13 protein-coding genes and 2 pseudogenes are annotated in these 15,732 nt (G+C 63.8%); 7 read left to right on the top strand and 8 right to left on the bottom strand.

Annotated features, from left to right (window positions below):
- Together EP26_RS26010 and EP26_RS26005 are read right to left on the bottom strand one after the other, a co-directional pair.
- A partial coding sequence (locus EP26_RS26010) for a transposase (RefSeq protein WP_043343144.1) occupies positions 1-223 on the bottom strand: 223 nt, incomplete at its 3' end.
- Between the two features lie 80 nt (positions 224-303).
- Positions 304-1,260, bottom strand: a complete 957-nt coding sequence (locus EP26_RS26005; RefSeq protein ID WP_043343142.1) for a replication protein RepA — start codon at positions 1,258-1,260, stop codon at positions 304-306.
- Positions 1,261-1,899: 639 nt separating this feature from the next.
- On the opposite strand from EP26_RS26005, the gene EP26_RS26000 reads away from it, so the two are divergent.
- Positions 1,900-2,871 (top strand): Bug family tripartite tricarboxylate transporter substrate binding protein, encoded by a 972-nt coding sequence (locus tag EP26_RS26000; RefSeq protein WP_043343141.1) that lies wholly within the window; start codon positions 1,900-1,902, stop codon positions 2,869-2,871.
- 375 nt (positions 2,872-3,246) lie between these two features.
- Here EP26_RS26000 and EP26_RS25995 read toward each other — a convergent pair whose 3' ends face one another.
- A complete protein-coding gene (locus EP26_RS25995; protein ID WP_043343139.1) occupies positions 3,247-3,561 on the bottom strand; it encodes a hypothetical protein in 315 nt (104 codons plus the stop codon).
- Positions 3,562-3,567: 6 nt separating this feature from the next.
- Positions 3,568-3,777, bottom strand: coding sequence for a hypothetical protein (locus EP26_RS35445; protein WP_157033796.1), 210 nt, complete (start codon positions 3,775-3,777; stop codon positions 3,568-3,570).
- Between the two features lie 668 nt (positions 3,778-4,445).
- On the opposite strand from EP26_RS35445, the gene mutS reads away from it, so the two are divergent.
- Positions 4,446-6,857: a DNA mismatch repair protein MutS gene (gene mutS, locus EP26_RS33735; protein ID WP_169747490.1), complete on the top strand. Its 2,412-nt coding sequence runs from the start codon at positions 4,446-4,448 to the stop codon at positions 6,855-6,857.
- Positions 6,858-7,096: 239 nt separating this feature from the next.
- Here mutS and EP26_RS37755 read toward each other — a convergent pair.
- Positions 7,097-7,642 (bottom strand): annotated as a pseudogene (locus EP26_RS37755) (IS6 family transposase).
- A gap of 437 nt (positions 7,643-8,079) precedes the next feature.
- On the opposite strand from EP26_RS37755, the gene EP26_RS38320 reads away from it, so the two are divergent.
- Positions 8,080-8,205 (top strand): hypothetical protein, encoded by a 126-nt coding sequence (locus EP26_RS38320; protein WP_255360032.1) that lies wholly within the window; start codon positions 8,080-8,082, stop codon positions 8,203-8,205.
- A 139-nt stretch (positions 8,206-8,344) separates the two neighbouring features.
- Here EP26_RS38320 and EP26_RS25980 read toward each other — a convergent pair.
- Both EP26_RS25980 and EP26_RS25975 read right to left on the bottom strand, forming a co-directional pair.
- Positions 8,345-9,055: pseudogene (locus EP26_RS25980) on the bottom strand (IS6 family transposase).
- A 364-nt stretch (positions 9,056-9,419) separates the two neighbouring features.
- Positions 9,420-10,115 (bottom strand): calcium-binding protein, encoded by a 696-nt coding sequence (locus EP26_RS25975; protein ID WP_052389694.1) that lies wholly within the window; start codon positions 10,113-10,115, stop codon positions 9,420-9,422.
- A 1,153-nt stretch (positions 10,116-11,268) separates the two neighbouring features.
- Between EP26_RS25975 and EP26_RS25970 the strand changes: the two genes are divergently transcribed.
- A complete protein-coding gene (locus tag EP26_RS25970; RefSeq protein ID WP_043343136.1) occupies positions 11,269-12,234 on the top strand; it encodes an IS5 family transposase in 966 nt (321 codons plus the stop codon).
- 203 nt (positions 12,235-12,437) lie between these two features.
- Here EP26_RS25970 and EP26_RS32495 read toward each other — a convergent pair whose 3' ends face one another.
- Positions 12,438-13,172: a CHRD domain-containing protein gene (locus EP26_RS32495; protein ID WP_052389693.1), complete on the bottom strand. Its 735-nt coding sequence runs from the start codon at positions 13,170-13,172 to the stop codon at positions 12,438-12,440.
- An 884-nt stretch (positions 13,173-14,056) separates the two neighbouring features.
- On the opposite strand from EP26_RS32495, the gene EP26_RS25960 reads away from it, so the two are divergent.
- The 3 genes from EP26_RS25960 (at position 14,057) to EP26_RS25950 (ending at position 15,695) form a co-directional block, all read left to right on the top strand.
- Positions 14,057-14,617 (top strand): sigma-70 family RNA polymerase sigma factor, encoded by a 561-nt coding sequence (locus tag EP26_RS25960; RefSeq protein WP_043343134.1) that lies wholly within the window; start codon positions 14,057-14,059, stop codon positions 14,615-14,617.
- On the top strand, positions 14,614-15,294 hold the full coding sequence (locus tag EP26_RS25955; protein WP_043343132.1) for a ChrR family anti-sigma-E factor: 681 nt from the start codon (positions 14,614-14,616) through the stop codon (positions 15,292-15,294). The genes EP26_RS25960 and EP26_RS25955 overlap by 4 nt, the downstream gene beginning before the upstream one ends.
- 116 nt (positions 15,295-15,410) lie before the next feature.
- On the top strand, positions 15,411-15,695 hold the full coding sequence (locus EP26_RS25950; protein WP_043343130.1) for a hypothetical protein: 285 nt from the start codon (positions 15,411-15,413) through the stop codon (positions 15,693-15,695).
- Positions 15,696-15,732 lie beyond the last annotated feature (37 nt).

The raw sequence follows: 15,732 nt of genomic DNA, 5'->3' as shown, positions 1-15,732 counted from the left end.
TGCGTGGCGGCAGGTCCTTCGGCAGCGCGGCCCACTGGCAGCCGGTGGACAGGATGTACATCACCCCGTTCAGCACCGCTCGTATGTCCACCGTCCGTTTGTTGCCGCCGCTCTTCGCCAGTGGGATCAGCGGACCGATGATCGACCATTCCTCGTCGGTCAGATCGCTCGGGTAGCGCAGTTTGCTGCGGTCGTATTTTGGCCGGCTCTCGGGCGTCCACATGGACGCCCTTCTTCCCGCACCCGCCGCTCGGAGCCAATCACAACCGATTCAGATGCCTCGATTTGTTCCCGGATGGACACTTAGCTGCCTGCGACGCGGCGCGCCCCGCGGCCGGCGGGCGCCACCACCCGCGGCGAGCTTGGCGTCACCGGCGGCCGCGACGGGCGCAGGGTGATTCCCCGTTCCTGAACCTCAACGTTTGCATCAGGGTAGACCGCCGTGGCGAGGGCCAGCGTATCCTTGAACTGGTCCTTGAAGTGGTCGATGCGCTTTACGCCGCGGCCGAACTGCCCGTGCAGCGCGCGCCAGCCGATCGGCGTGGGCTCGGTCAGCGCGTGAAGGCGGTAGGCGAGCCAGCAGTAGACGTCGAGCGCCATGCTGTTGTTGGCAATTTGCCGAACCGCCGTCTCCTCTATTGGGACGGGATGCTTCTTAAGCTGTTGGAAGAACATGTCCGACAGCGTCGCTGTTTCGATGAAAAGGCTACCTTGCGCGTTATCGTCCTCGACGAACATCGAGGTGTCGAGCAGGTTCTGGTTTACGAGCCCGGTGCGGTTGCCTTGCTTGATGGTGAAGGTCATCCGGCAGCGGCTCAAGCGTTCGGCTTGGTCGCGCACGTCCTTCATAGATTTGCCGCCAATCGGGATGCCGAGCCGGCGCAGCCAAGCGTGCAGGCTCTTCCCAAGCTCAATCTCGCGGCTGTTCGTGCGTATCGCCTCGGACTGAAGGTAGAGCAGGATGAGGCGCGCGCGGCTGCCGTAGGGGACTCCGACGCTGACCGGCTGGCCGTCTGGTACGGCCCGGAGGCCGGGCTGTACGATGAGGGTGACGCGCTCGGTCGTGATCTGCCAAGGCGCGTCGTCGGGCAAGCGCTTGTGTGGAAGGGCAGCCTGGGCCCAGCCGGAGTACAGGAAGCCGATCTCGACGTCCTCGCTGGCGAGGTAGGCGGCAGCTGCCTCGACCACTCGACGGTCAAAATCAGAACGGAGTGCGACCTCCCGGCCTGCCTCCCTCAATAGCTTGTGGACCTCACCCATGGCGATCACTCATTGGAATCGGCGTCAATCTGCCGGCCGGTGAGGGTGTCGTCATGCTGGACTCTGTCGGGACTTGCCAGAACTACTTGTTTTAATCCTTGTAGTGAGCGGGCAGAGTCCAGTGGAAAACCGGGCAAGGTCCTGAATCCCCTCGGATGTCTGCGGCGCGAACGCTCCCGCCAAAGTCCAGCTTCTACCCGGGAAAGATCAGTCTTCGCCTGACGCCATTCGACACGAGACGGCATAGGCCGGCAACGACTCGGAAGCCCCGGTAAAGTCCAGGCCCTTGCCTGAGGTCGCCGTTCGTTCCGTTAACGTCGCATGTCACGTCGCGTCGCTCCTGGATTCATTATTGGGCAGAGACGGCACTAGCTAACTCCATCGGTCAGCACGCACCCGGCCGTGTCCGACTTCCTCGCGGCGCTCGGCCACCGAGAACTCCCGCTTATTGTGGACGCGCTCAAGTGCTTCGCAGAGTTTCTGTGACGATACAGTCACCGGCGGCTCCCCGGCGGAGGGACCGAGACAGTAAGGCTTTTTGCGTAGAGGCCAATTTTGTCAGATCGCTTGTCGCGTACCGGCAAGAATGGATGATGTGGGTTCTTCGAACATGCAGAGCTTCGAGAGAGGGACAGGGCCATGACCATCGGACCGACACGGCGCGGCATGCTAGGTATCGCGGCTTCCGTCACCCTGGCCACGCCAGCCCTCGCGGCGTATCCGACCCAGCCCATTCGGGTCGTCGTGCCTTGGAACCCAGGAGGACCGGCCGACATCGTTATCCGCGCGGTAGCCCCGGCCATGGCGCCAGCACTCGGCCAGCCCGTGGTGATTGAAAACCGCGCCGGTGCGAACGGCGCCGTGGGCACGCAGGCCGTCGCGCGCGCGTCGCCGGACGGGCATACGCTGATCCTTGCGAATGCCGAGACGCACACGATCAATCCGCTGATTTACCCGCGCCTGCCCTACGATGCCGTCGCCGATTTTCAGCCCATCAGCCTCATCGTGCACGCTCCCTGCGTGCTGCTCGTGCGGCCAGAATTCGGAGTGAATAATGTGGAGGAGTTCGTGGCCAAGGTGCGCAGGCAGCCCGGAAGGTTCACCTACGCCACATGGGGTATCGGGAGCACCTCGCACCTCGCGATGGAAGCGCTCAGCCGCCAGGCGAAGCTGCAGATGCTACACGTTCCCTTCACGGGCGGCGCGCCGGCCAGCACGGCGCTGGTTTCGGGGCAGGTCGATGCCGCCTTTCTCAATGCCGGCCCAGCGGAGGCCCTGGCGCGCGACGGGAAGGTGAAGATCCTAGCAGTGGGCGGGCCGCAGCGCCTGCCATTGCTGCCGGATGTACCGACGTTGGCCGAGCGATCGCTTCCGGTGAATGCCGCAACCTGGTTCGGCCTTCTCGGGCCCGCGAAGATGCCGGAGGATGCGGTCAGGCGCATAGCATCCGCTGTTGTCGAAGGACTGAAGTCCCCTGCGGTGCAGGAGCTGTTCCGGGCGCAGGCCGTCATCCCCGATGCGCACGGCCCGGAGGCGATGCGGGTCTTCATCGCCGAGGACGTCACGAACCGAACCGACCTCGTGCGCGACCTCGACATCCGACTGGAGTGAACCCGCCAGCGGGGCGTGGTTCGAAGTCGGTCCACGCATGCAATAAAACCCGCATCCCGCACGAGATACGGTTATACGCCCGCCTGGGCATTTCCATATCCCGCCTTATCCAACAACCGGCAGCACCCATCGGATCTGGCATCGGCTGAATCATCGTCGGCAGATGCCACCTCTACTTCCAGAAAGTTCGGGAGGATGGGCATGAAACGGCTCACCTTGCGCCAAAGGTTTCGGCCGACGGCCGTGGCCCAGATCGCATCGTATCCGTTCGGCCGGGCATACTCCGCACACAGCTCTGCAGATCGCGGAGATTCTCGGCGGCCGCTAGCTGGCCACAACAGCAGTAGCACGATCGCGCGCACCTAGCCTGACGCATCAGCCGCCCGGCGGCGGCAGCCGCGGCGGGGCAGGAGGCTGAATCTCCAGCCGGGCTAGGCGTTCCATGATCGGACCCAACGCCTGGGCCACCGCAAGCGCGGCCGATGCCTGCGCCTTGGTGGTGACTACCTCGTCCAGACTCTCAAGCTTCGCTTCAATCCGAATTTGGCGCTCGCGCAGCTCCTGCATCTGGCCACGCAATTCCTTGATGGCAGCCTTATTCTCTGCCGCGAGCTCGGCCAGCCTCTTCTCTGCCTCGGTCAGGCGGTGCACCGCCAGCGCAACGGCCTTCAGGTCGTTCCAGATCGCCAACCGCCGTCAGTCCGCCAGCAGCGCCTCGGTCTCGTCAATGTTTCGGTGGATGCGGTCGAGCAGGCTGGCCAGCTCGGCGCGGGCGCTGGCCGAAACCCGCGGGCTCACCCCAGACTTCGCGGCGGCCTTCTTCGCCACTGGGCGTTTAGCCGCCGCCTGCGCGGCGACCTTCCGGCTGGACCGACTGGCAGGCTTGGAGGATCGGGTGATCTTCATGCCCAGCATATAAGCACACTGTTGCACAGCTGTGAGGCCTGACTATTGGAACAATTCTGCGTGTTTCCTCTATGTTCCGTACGGCATGAACAAGTACCTGGACGGATTGCCAAAGCCGGCCGACCCGACCTGGCTGTGGCACCGATGCTCCTATAGCGGTCAAGCGGCGTTTTAGGCTGGGAGTGGGTCGCTGGCCTCGGGTATGAGGCGGTCGGCAGTACGGCGGAGGAGTTCGCAGAGTTACAGGTGCGAGAGATCGCCCGCACTGTGGAGTTAGTGAAAGTTTCAGGGGCAACCGTGGACTGAGCCCGGCCCGCCAACGCTATCTTTGGCAAGGCACCGCCTGCTCGGACTCATCTCGATCGTACCCTGTTAGCCGCGCGCCTCAATGGAGGTGCCCGGGTTCAGATCTCGACCAGTGCCCGGTACCACAACCAGTGGCCGGCCTTCGCCGACAGCCTTGCTGCAGTACGGCGGGCATTTTGGAGCGAGCAGGGTTTCGCCGCGTCCCGAAAGTCGGTCGACGCTGGTAAATTTCCGCCAGCCCTCCGCGAAGGCAACGTATGCCCTTTGCCACGCCGCCCGAATGGCCAAACTCGAGCTTACAATGCTTGCAAGCAAAGAGAGGACCACGAGTGACAGCTTCGTCAGAAGCAAGCCCAAGCCCGATGATGCAGGCTTACGCCGCTCTGCGAACCGCGGCGCCGGACCATCTGATACTCTACCGCGTCGGGGAGTTCTACGAGATCCTGGGCCCCGACGCCCAGGCCGTCTCCCGCGCCTTGGGACTGCAGCTCACCCGGCGCCGGCAGCGAGATGCCGCCGATGTTCCGATGTGTGGAATCCCAACTGGTTCAGCCGAGGGCATGATCGCCCGCCTTCTTAGCGCTGGCCACAAGGTGGCCGTCTCAGAGCAACCAGTTCTCGCGGGAGGTGAGCGGCCGCTTCAGCGTTTGACCCCCAGCACCTCGGTCGACGGCGCCGTACTGACGCCAAACCGTCCCAACGTACTCGCCGTTGCTTTAGCTGCCGGATCAGTAGTCGCCTTTGCCTATATCGACCTGTCCACGGGCGAAGCGGGCACCCTCACCTCCTCACTCGACGGCTGCAGCCCTGTCTTGGCCCGTATCGGACCCGCCGAGATTCTAGTCGCACGATGGCCTACAGGCTCCGAGGCTCTTGCCATAGCGATCCGCGGGCAGGATGCGCCTTTCTCTGATCTCCCCGACGCGGCACCGAGCGAGGAGACAACATCCACGATCCTCGAGGCCGCCTATGGCAATCATTGGAAAGAGATGGTGCAGGGCTTCTCCCTACCGGAGCTCACTTCCCTGGCTGCTTTGCTCCGGTACGTCCAAGCCACCACAGGACGGCTACCGGAGGCTCCCCTACCGCCACGCAGAGCTCCTATTGCCGACATATTGGAGATCGATGCCGCGACGCTCAGGGGCCTGGATGTGCTTTCGGCTCCCTCCGGACCAACCGCTACCTTGTTGGCGGTGATGGACCGTACCGTCACGGCTGCTGGTGCCCGCCTCCTGACGCGCCAACTTGCCGCACCGCTCACCAAACCTGAGACGATCCGTCGGCGCCTCGCCATGGTACGCTTCCTCAGCACAACTCCAGCAGTCCGCGTTGCCTGCCGAGAAGCTCTTTCTGGCATGCCGGACGCGCTACGGGCTTGCGGGCGATTGGCAATGGGCAAGGGCGGGCCGAGGGATCTCGCCACGATACGTGACGCTCTGCACCGAGCCTCCCAAGCCGCCTCCACCCTGGCCGAAGCTCCGGATGTACCGCAACCGCTAGCAGGCACCGGCCGGGAAGTTGGCCTCGCAGCCCAGGAAGGCCTGGCCAGCCTGGCCTCCACCCTCAGCCGTGCCCTAACGCCCAGTTTGCCGGCTGATGCTGAAGCGGGTGGCTTCATCGCGAATGGCTATAGCCACCCGTTAGACGAAACACGGTCCGAGGTAACCTTGCACACCACAGCAATCGAAGCGCTGCAGGTGCGCTACAGCGCCGAAACCGGCGTCAAGGCGCTGAAGATCCGAAGCAACGCCGTCATCGGCTGGCACGTTGAGATCCCGGCTACCCAGGCAAAGGCTCTTGGAAGCCGGTTCGTGCTGCGGCAGGGCCTGGCCTCGACGACCCGCTACAGCTCCCCCGATCTCGACAAGCTCGCGGGTGCCCTGGAAGAAGCCAAAGAACGGGCCATCCGCATTGAACGCGCCGCCTTTGAATTCCTGCGCCGAGACGTGCTCGAGAAGCGAGGTAGCATCGCCCGGGTCTGTCACGCCGCAGCCGCCCTGGACCTGGTCTGTGGCCTCGCCCAGGCAGCCGCAGAGCATCTTTGGGTCGAGCCTGAGTTGGACGAAAGCAGCGACCTGGATATCGAGGATGGCCGCCACCCAATCGCTGAGCCACTTCTCGAGGTACAGGGGCGGGCATTCGAGCCGAATGGCTGCCAAATGGATCAAGCTGGCCGGCTATGGCTGCTAACCGGACCCAACATGGCCGGCAAGAGCACCTACCTACGCCAGGTGGCTCTGATCGTCCTCATGGCTCAGGTCGGTTCTTTCGTTCCTGCCAAACGCGCCCGCATCGGGGTTGTCGACAAACTATTCAGCCGGATCGGCGCGGCTGACGACCTCGCAGCAGGACGAAGCACCTTCATGGCCGAGATGTTGGAAACAGCGGCCATCCTAAACCAAGCCACGCCGCGATCCCTGGTGATCTTGGACGAGGTTGGCCGAGGCACCTCGACGCACGACGGCTTGGCGATTGCTCAAGCTGTCATGGAGCAGCTGCACACGATCGGCTGCCGAACCTTGTTCTCGACCCACTACCACGAGCTTGCAGATGCAGCCGACGCCATGCCCCATGCCATATGCATGGCCATGGATGCCTCTGCAGGACGGCACGGGGCAGTGTTCAGTTACCGGCTGGTGGCTGGCCGCGCTGGCCGATCATACGGGCTCAAGGTGGCCGCGCTGGCAGGCCTGCCAAGGCCGGTTTTGCTGCGCGCAGCCGAACTTCTGGCTCAGCACACTGGAGAACCTGCCGAACCCTTCCCGCTAAATTAGGGGCAAAGTATTTTGATATTGTATTGATCTAGCTAGGGTGATCTTGAAAGCAAGTAGGATTGCAGCGCGGCAATCAGCATGAGAACGGCGCGGCGATCAGGGGCTCTTCCTCGGTTTTGGTGCAGTGGAATGCAGGCCCAAGCGTGCGGTTCCCATATCAGGCGTGCATTCTTGGAGCCCTGATCGATTCTGCCAGCGCTCGCGCCAAGCCTGCCGGCGCGGGGTGATGCCGGTTCCGGCTACACCACTTCCAGAATAGCTGGCGCAATGCTGGCGCGGCGGAGATGAAGCAAGCGACGACGGCTGGCGGTGACGTGCTGGTTATGGCGGGTCTGGAGGCGGAGGAAGTTGCGGAGCTCGTCGTAGCTTCGGCAGAAGCGCTCCGCTGACGCGAAGCTTTTGAAGCCGTGCATACATCGAATGCTGCCTTTCAAGCCCCTGTGGTCTTGTTCCAATCTGTTATTCTTATAGGCGCTGTTGCGATGGACGAGCCGCCGGCCAAGCGTTGATCTGATTGCACGCGGGTAGGAGCCGTGCCCATCCGTGGTGACCTAGTCAGGGACCTGACCGGTGACCGATTTTGCCGAGCGGAAAAAGGCTTGGGCCGCTGCCATGTCGCGGTGCTCGCTCAACATGGTGTCGACAAGGTTGCCGTTGCGGTCGATAGCCCGGTACAGGTAGGTCCACCGACCACCAACCTTCAGGTATGTTTCATCCACGTGCCAGCGTCGGCGGCGGGTGCCGCCCTTGCCGTGCCGGCGTCGACGGAGCTCGTCAGCCAGCATCGGTGCGAGCTTCGCCTCCCAGTCATGGACGGCTAGGACTGGACACCCGATCGCAAGGTCAGCGCCGTGGTGATGGCCAGGGCCGAGTAACGCGGCTGCCCGCCCCGGGTGGTCCGCGGCTCAGCCCACCACGTCCAGGGGCATGATCCATTCCGGATTCTTGCCGGGCCGGCCCCGGCCCGCCAAGCCATGCCCGACCTGGCTGTGCCGCCGCGGCGGTCTTTGGCCAAGGCGAGGTCGGACCACTTACAGGATGGCCGCGTCCCTCCATCTATGAGCTGGTTTGGATGGAGTTCGCTCATGGTCCGCTTGCTCTCACCGCCTGGCATCGTCACTGGGCTTGTGGTGATGCTATCCGTGGTCGGCGGCGTCGCCTTCGGCGCGGGCTTGGCCAGCGCGGCGCTTGTGGCCGGCGCCTTGAGGGGGAAGGCGCGCTCATGATTGCGCTGCTCTACCTGCCTGTCCTTGCCGCCCTACATTTCAGTGCAGGCACCGCCTTGGGCGGCATGGCCGTGCTGTCAGCCAAGACGATCCGGGACCTGACGCGACAGCCGAAGGCCTGACCGCTGCAGGCGGCCAGATGTGCCGCGCCCGATCAGCCCTGCGCCATCTCGAGATCCCGGCCGCTGCACTCTCTGCCTGGCATTGCAACTTGTTTGCTCAACAGCGGCGCTGGGACGCATTGCGTGACCGCATGCGTCGTCACACCGCCGTCTGGGCGCAGGTCTCCTGCTGCCAGACCCCGAAAGCCTCAGCGCGGGCATGCCGGTACTGGGCTGCGGTCATGAGGTGCCGCCGCGGTCGGAAGTAACCGTAGATCATGCTGTGCGCCGAAAGGAACCGCTGTGCCTGCCGGGGCGACTTGAAGTGTTGCATCTGGCGCTCCCGGCGCCGGGTCGGGCGATGAGAGTTCTTGGCACGATTGTTGAGGTATCGGCTGGTCCGGTGTCGTACATCGGGCAGGACCTCGCGTTTCGCCGCGCAGTAGCTGCGCAGGCCATCGGTGACGATGCGCTGCGGCTTTTACTTCAGGCCGGCCAGCAGGCGTTTGAAAAAGCGCTTGGCCGCGGTCGCGTTCCGCCAGCCCTGCACCAGGATATCGAGCACGACCCCGTGCTGATCCACAGCGCGCCAGAGGTAGTGCAGCACACCATTGACCCGCAGGAAGACCTCATTGAGGTGCCAAGTGTCGCCCGGCTTCGGCCGGCGCCGGCGCAGCTTTCGGGCGAAGTCGGCCCCGAACCTCAGGCCCCACTACCGAATGCTCTCATGGGTAACCGTGATCCCGCGCTCGGCCAGGATCAGCTCGACGTCCCGCAGGCTGAGGCTGAAGACATAATAAAGCCATACAGCATGGCTGATGATCTCGGCCGGGAAGCGGTAGCCGGAGTAGGTGACGGGCTCGGGCATCATCAACCCAGCTTGGTCCAGCCGCCTCGTTCCGGACAGAGACCGCCAACTTGGCAATGCCAGCGGTTCAAGTCGCTGAGGCAGGCCCAGCGCTTTCTGTCACCCCACGCGATGATCTACGGCCACTTCCGTCCACGACGGCATCTGATGACCGCGGCTCAGTATCGGCGTGCTCGCGCCAAGGCCTTCATCGTGTGGCGGCAGGAGACGTGTGTCGAGATGGCAGCATGAGGCGTAAGGTCATGCTGCCATCTGGACGCGCGCCCTGTTGCCTATTAAGTTGACAATGCCTGACGGTACCTTGGCGAGTGCCAAAATTAGACATCGCTGCTCAAGTCGGTCGCGGGATCGTGGCCCTGTCGCGCCGTCAGACCAGCCAATCTGAGTTAAAACCGGCAGCCGGAACCCCTTCGAACAGGATCGAGCCGCCCGGGGTCTCAATAAGGACGTACCCGTTGAAGTTCTCGGTGAGCTTATAGCATCCGCCGCTGAGATGGATCCTGTCCCCTCCGGCGCCATCAAAATCGGCGACCACGTCGTCCCCGAAGGTCCGGCCGAAGAGGAAAAGATCGGCTCCCTCGCCTCCCTCCAGGTCGTCGTCGCCAGATCCTCCATTAAGTGTATCGTTGCCCGCGTAACCGAAAAGCGTGTCCGAGCCCGAACCAGCGTTGAGGCGATCGTTGCCCTCGCCGCCCTCCATGTGGTCCCGGCCAGCCCCACCGAACAGCAGATCGTCGGCATCGTCTCCCTGGAGCCAATCTCCTCCAAAGCCGCCAAACAGGGTGTCGTTCCCCTCGGCTCCGTAAAGCCGATCTGTGCCGTCTCCACCCCGCACGATGTCGTCCCCGGCTTGCCCGTCGAGTTCGTCGGCTCCCTGCCCACCAATGAGCGTGTCGTTGCCCAAAGCACCAAAGGCGTTGTCATTGCCGTCGCCGCCCAGGAAGACGTCATCTCCTTCGCCAGCGTTGGAGAGGTCATTCCCGCCCAATGCCCGGATGATGTCGGCCCCTGACGTTCCGTGAAGCTGAAGATCGTCTCCGGCCGTGCCGATAATAAACGCCATGTTTTCCTCCCGGCAGGTACGCGACAAAGCGGGCGTGGCGGACCAAAAATGAAGTCTTGTGACGATGTTCTTGTGAGGACAGGTCGGTTCGGCAGCACTGAAGCACCAGAACGCCAAATAACGGTGCTAAATGCTTTCCAAAGCATACGATGGCTGGGGCTGAGACCGACGTCACGTTTCTCGGAGTTCGCCTGCGCCAGGTGTCTGGCCCGCGAGCATCCACGGGTGCTTGAAGGCAACGGATTGCCGTGCCGACCGCCTGCAAAAACCCCCATGGGACGTATATCCCTCAATGGCGCCTGAGTGGCAGGAGGGCCTCCCGCTTGCGTGGAAACATGATGAGGTGGCGCTTCGCCGCTTCGTCGAGGCGGCCCTCTGGATGTGCCGCGCCGGTGCGCCCTAGCGCGACCTGCTGGAGGCGCTGGGCTGCTGGTCGAGCGTTTACCACCGTTGGCGGCGCTGGTGCCTGCGTGGCTGGTGGGAGTTGATGTTCGAGGCGCTGCATCCGGCCTTGACAGCCGACGGGCTGTTGTTGCTCGACAGCACCACCTGCAGGCCGACCGCGCCGCGAGTGGGGCAGTAGGTATTTCCTCGTCCGCCCCCAGGCCGGCGCCAAATCGGCGGTTATCCGCGATTGCGGCAAGCTCCTACTCACTTGCGGTAAGGGGGTCTTATCGCAGGTGAGCCGGCGCTGCCGCAATCGGCCTGGACGCAAAGGAAAGGCCGCCCGGGGTAGCGGCCTTGAGCCGTCGGGGGGGGACGGCTTTGAAGTGCATGGATTGCCTTCACCTTGGAAGTGGCCCCCGAACACCACCTCGCAAGGCTGGTTTGCGAGCGTTCCGCATCAGCAGCGGCACTGCCCAAGTCGGCTTTGCGGGGGTGTGGCGGGAGGGGGCCATCCAGCCCCGGCAGACGACAGGCAGCCCCCACCGCGTGGCCTACCCCTTACGGCTCCCGCAACAAGGTGCGCTGGCCGCCTGATGCTCTTTCTGCCTTCAAGCCGCGAGGCGCGCCTTCTTGAGCGGCCCGTCAGCGCTGGTCGATCTGCCGTGTCTCGCGGCGGAATAGACCTTGGTGCATGGGTGGCCCGGTTGGGCATCCTCGGGTAGGCCGACGTGAGGGCTAACCCTCGGTGGCTAATGAGGCGCCCGCCATGCCGTACAAGGCTAATGCCGACCGCCGGCATCGCATCCCGAAGCAGCGGCACCGGGTGACGAACTGGCCCTCCTACGAGGCTGGTCTGCGCGCCCGCGGCAGCCTCACCGTGTGGTTCACGGCGGAGGCAATCGCGGCGTGGCGTGCTGAGCCTCGCACTGGCCGTGGTGGTCAGCCCCGCTACTCCGCCCTGGCGATCACCACGGCGCTGACCCTGCGGGCGGTGTTCCGCCTGGCGCTACGCCAGACGGAAGGCCTCATCGCCTCCATCATCGCCCTGCTTGGGCTCGACCTCGCCGTGCCCGACCACAGCACCATAAGCCGCCGGGCCGAGACGCTGGAGGTGCCGCGTCCTCGCCCTGGGCGCGGGCCCGTGCACCTGCTGGTGGACAGCACGGGATTGAAGCTCTGCGGCCCCGGCGAGTGGCTCGTGGAGAAGCACGGCACGAGGACGCGGCGCGGGTGGCGCAAGCTCCATCTCGCCACCGACGCCGACACCGGGCGGATCGTCGCGTCGGTGCTGACCGACAAGGATACCGATGGCGGCTCGCGGGTCGGGCCTTTGCTCGACCAGGTTGGCGGACCAGTGGCGTTCTTCACCGGCGATGGAGCTTACGACCGGGACGACGTCTACGCCGCTGTTGCCGCGCGGCATCCGGCGGCCGGTGTCATCGTTCCACCCCGATCGAGTGCGGTACAGAGCGATACAGCAAGGACCGAGCCGACGCAGCGGGACCGACATCTGCAGACCATTGCCGAGCGCGGCCGCATGGGCTGGCAGCGGGCGTCAGGGTATAACTGGCGCGCCCTTGTGGAGGCTGACATCTCGCGATGGAAGCGCGTCATCGGCGACAGCCTACGCTCGCAGACCGACGGGCGTCAGGAAGCCGAGATTGCCGTCGCCACCGACGTATTGAACCGGATGCTCGAGCTCGGACGCCCGGAGTACGTCCGCCTCACATGAGCCCAGATCAGAGTTGGAGGTCACGCGCCTACACCCGCGAGCCATGCAACACGGTGGCCGCTTGTTGCTTTTTGCCGTCGGCACCTTTCAGGCCCGTAACCTATTATGAGCATCCACTCAAACGGGGCAGGACGAGTACCACTTGGACGCCGACGGGCCACACATGCGGCCCGTCGGTTCTGACAGCTAGATAACCGCTGCGGCTAGAGGTACCACTGCCCGGTCGCCTCGAAATTCGCCGTGGCCTCGGCCGCGATAGCATTCCAGTCCACAACGTCGTTCGGGTTGAGCCCAAGCTCGCCAACTGCCTCAAGAACGTCGGCAGCTTCCGCGACCCCCATCAACTCGCCCGAGGCAACCGGCAGAACGAGCTTGTAGCCCGCTTCACCATTGACCTCGCCGTCTGTGCCCTCGCCCTGCTCCGAGGTGGTGCTCAGCCCATGGAGGACGATTTCCTTGAACTCCAACGGGGTGATGCCGTCAAAGATCGCCTGGGCATTCGGATCGTCCGCCGAAAACTGGAACACCTGGCGGTAGTTCAGCATCCCATCAGCGCCCACGGTCGGGAATACAGCCTCATCCGTGTGGTCATGGCCTTCGGTGCCATGATCATGCACTGCGTTCTCGGGATTCATCGTCAGGTTGAGCTGGATCGGGCCATAGGTTTCCAGCCCCTCGACCAGTTCCACGAAGCCGTCGCCATCGTCGTCCTGGGCGATGGTGGGTGTTTTGGCGTCCGTGTCATCCATGAAGCCGTGGATGTGCTGGATGTGCATCTGATCGGGCTCTAAGCCCTTGGCCTGAATATCCACGGTGACGGTCTGCGAGTTCTGATCAACCAGGAGGACGGCGCGACCTTCGACGCCTGAGTTGTTCAGCGCAACGAAGTCGGTGGAGTACAGCAGCTTGCCATCCTGCGTGTAGGTGTCGTGTGCCATGTGTCTCTTCTCCCGGGTCGTTTGGACCCGCAAGGCAGTACGGGCGCGTGCGGGCATTGGATGACCAGATCGCGCCTTCGTTGGCGACCAATCCGCGTCCAAAAATATGTCGGTGTCTGTGCATCAGACCCGCTGCTGCTCTCAGTGAGAAGGAACAAGCTGTCCCGTGGTGTTGTGCCTCCGAGTCCGATCAGCCAAGCCACCATGAGGGCGATCTCGACCGCGGCTACAGCGCCAACCGTTAAGAAGAACGAACTGTCGCTCCCGTTTGTGACCTGCTGCCGATTGCTCGCGCCCGGCAAGGTTGGAGGAGTGCGGCACGGCGCCGCATAGAGACCATCCTCGCCATGCGAAGCGGCGGTGACTGCGAGATACCCGCGCGCCTTACCTAGTGCAATTTTCATCCCTGACCTTCGTCCTGGTGACGTGGAGAGATACGGAACCTGATTGCCTGTGGATCTTGTGCTCGCACGGAGGTGAGGACGATCGTGTTTCGCGGTGATCAGAGGTGTTTCCATGATAGATCACTGCGCTCGCGCTTCAGTCGCCGGCCACTAGCTTGACGCCGCTGCCCGCGACGATGCTGCTCGACCAAGCGGCATCTTGCAGCTTCTAACCTCAAGGAACGATCTTGCATTGTCGACGGCAAGCGGCTGGAGCTGCTCCTTAGGAGAACACTTTCTGAGCTGATCCAAGTCGATAATCCCGGCGTAGATGGTGAGATGTATGCAAGGGCGCGGTGGTGAAGGAAGCAGGCTGGATCAACCCGGCAATAGCGTTGAGTCGGACGCGCGCTACACCAAACCGCGTGCCGCCCTGCGCGCGGCAGCCTGATGCCCAATTCGCCAAAAGGCGAACCGCGGCCGGATGCGCCGCTTGGTCAGATGGAGTTCTCCACCCAGATCGTAGCTGTTGCCTGCAGCCGCGATCGCGGGGCCTTCGAGGTTTTGTTCCGGCATTTCGCGCCGCGTCTAAAGGCTTACTTTCTTCGGTCGGGAGCGGCGGATGGCCAGGAGGCTGAGGAGATGGCGCAGGAAACCATGCTCCTTGTCTGGCGAAAGGCAGCCTTGTTCGACCCACAGAAGGCGGGAGCGGCGACCTGGATCTATGTGATCGCACGGAACTTGCGTGCCGACGCTCGGCGCCGAGCCTGGCGCTCGGTGGCACTTGCGGGCAGTGACACCGAGGCGGTGACGGAGTTGCCGGCCTCCCAGCCGGGGTCGGATGAGATGGTGTCATCAGCCCAGGACGAGGCTGTCCTACGCCAAGCCCTGTCCACGTTACCGCAGGAGCAACGGCAAGCGCTTGAACTGTCTTACTTCAAGGATCAATCTCACGTTGAGATTGCGCGTAAACTTGGTATCCCGCTCGGCACCGTCAAATCGCGCATAAGACTGGCGCTGGCCAGGTTGCGCGCGGCGCTAGGGGGTGAGGAGATGCCATGAGCAACGGGGTAGCAGGCACAACAATCCAGCATCACCCGAGTGAGGCGACGCTGGTGTCCCAAGCGACAGGTACCCTCTGGCAGGCCGCGGCGGTCATCGTCAGGGCCCACCTCGACTGCTGTGCACAGTGCTCTGCCACGGTCCGGCTCGCCGAGGCGGTGGGCGGTGCGCTTCTGGATGGTTTGCCGCCAGCGCCGCTCACTTCGGATGCCCTGCAGCGTGCATTGGACCGGCTCGATAATGAGGGCGGCAGGGCCCTGATGGGCAGAAATGTGTCAGCCGCTCAGCAGGGGGCAATGGCTGACCGCCAAGCGCATTCGGTTCTGCTGCCTGGAGTACGCAACGCGCGTTTGCGTCGACTTGCGCCCGGGATCCGACATGCCGTTCTGCTGCGTGGCCCCGATGGCGAAGCGTTGCGGCTGCTGCGGGTGAAGCCCGGCACCGCCCTGCCGCGCCACTCCCATCGTGGCGCGGAGCTGACCTTGGTGCTGGAGGGCGCTTTTGCAGACGAGACGGGCCATTACGGCCCAGGCGACCTCGCCGAGATTGCTGAGGAGATGAGCCACAGGCCGACAGCCGAGGGGGCCGTGGACTGCGTCTGCCTAATCGCGACCCAGGGGCGGCTGCGCTTCGGAGCGCTGCTCAGCCGCCTCTTCGGTGTTGTCGCGCGCGTCTGAGCAAACACCTACGGCACATGCTTGGTTGGCCCCGGTTGCCATACTGTGAACACCGCCGCGCCACGCCATCGTCGCAGCACCGTGGTCTCCTACAAAGGAATGAGGAGGACACGGTTATGTACGGCGAAGTGATCATAGCCTTCCCGGAGCCGGCTCCCTACGGGGAGGTGCTTGTAACCTATCCGGGGCCCGTCTACGCCGAGCCAGAAGTCTGGATTGGCCCTTACGCACCCATTTACGTCGAACCAGTCTATGACACATACGCGCCCATCTACGTTGAGCCGGTCTATGACCCCTACGCGCCCGTCTACATCGAACCGGTCTATGATCCCTACGCGCCTGTCTACATCGAACCGGTCTATGACCCCTACGCACCCATCTACGGCGAACCGCTCATCTAAGCGGCAGCTGATTCGTCCATTGGTGCTGCGAGAACCC

Origin of the sequence: Belnapia moabensis DSM 16746, from assembly GCF_000745835.1 — a bacterium.
GTDB classification, from domain to species: domain Bacteria; phylum Pseudomonadota; class Alphaproteobacteria; order Acetobacterales; family Acetobacteraceae; genus Belnapia; species Belnapia moabensis.
The sequence above is the reverse complement of the archived record's forward strand: the minus strand, read 5'-3'. Positions and strand labels throughout refer to the sequence as shown.

Coding starts and splice junctions, on each gene's coding strand:
- EP26_RS26005 (WP_043343142.1), bottom strand. CDS start 1,260: ATGGGTGAGGTCCACAAGCTATTGAGGGAGGCAGGCCGGGAGGTCGCA.
- EP26_RS26000 (WP_043343141.1), top strand. CDS start 1,900: ATGACCATCGGACCGACACGGCGCGGCATGCTAGGTATCGCGGCTTCC.
- EP26_RS35445 (WP_157033796.1), bottom strand. CDS start 3,777: ATGAAGATCACCCGATCCTCCAAGCCTGCCAGTCGGTCCAGCCGGAAG.
- mutS (WP_169747490.1), top strand. CDS start 4,446: ATGATGCAGGCTTACGCCGCTCTGCGAACCGCGGCGCCGGACCATCTG.
- EP26_RS38320 (WP_255360032.1), top strand. CDS start 8,080: ATGATTGCGCTGCTCTACCTGCCTGTCCTTGCCGCCCTACATTTCAGT.
- EP26_RS25975 (WP_052389694.1), bottom strand. CDS start 10,115: ATGGCGTTTATTATCGGCACGGCCGGAGACGATCTTCAGCTTCACGGA.
- EP26_RS25970 (WP_043343136.1), top strand. CDS start 11,269: ATGCCGTACAAGGCTAATGCCGACCGCCGGCATCGCATCCCGAAGCAG.
- EP26_RS32495 (WP_052389693.1), bottom strand. CDS start 13,172: ATGGCACACGACACCTACACGCAGGATGGCAAGCTGCTGTACTCCACC.
- EP26_RS25960 (WP_043343134.1), top strand. CDS start 14,057: ATGGAGTTCTCCACCCAGATCGTAGCTGTTGCCTGCAGCCGCGATCGC.
- EP26_RS25955 (WP_043343132.1), top strand. CDS start 14,614: ATGAGCAACGGGGTAGCAGGCACAACAATCCAGCATCACCCGAGTGAG.
- EP26_RS25950 (WP_043343130.1), top strand. CDS start 15,411: ATGTACGGCGAAGTGATCATAGCCTTCCCGGAGCCGGCTCCCTACGGG.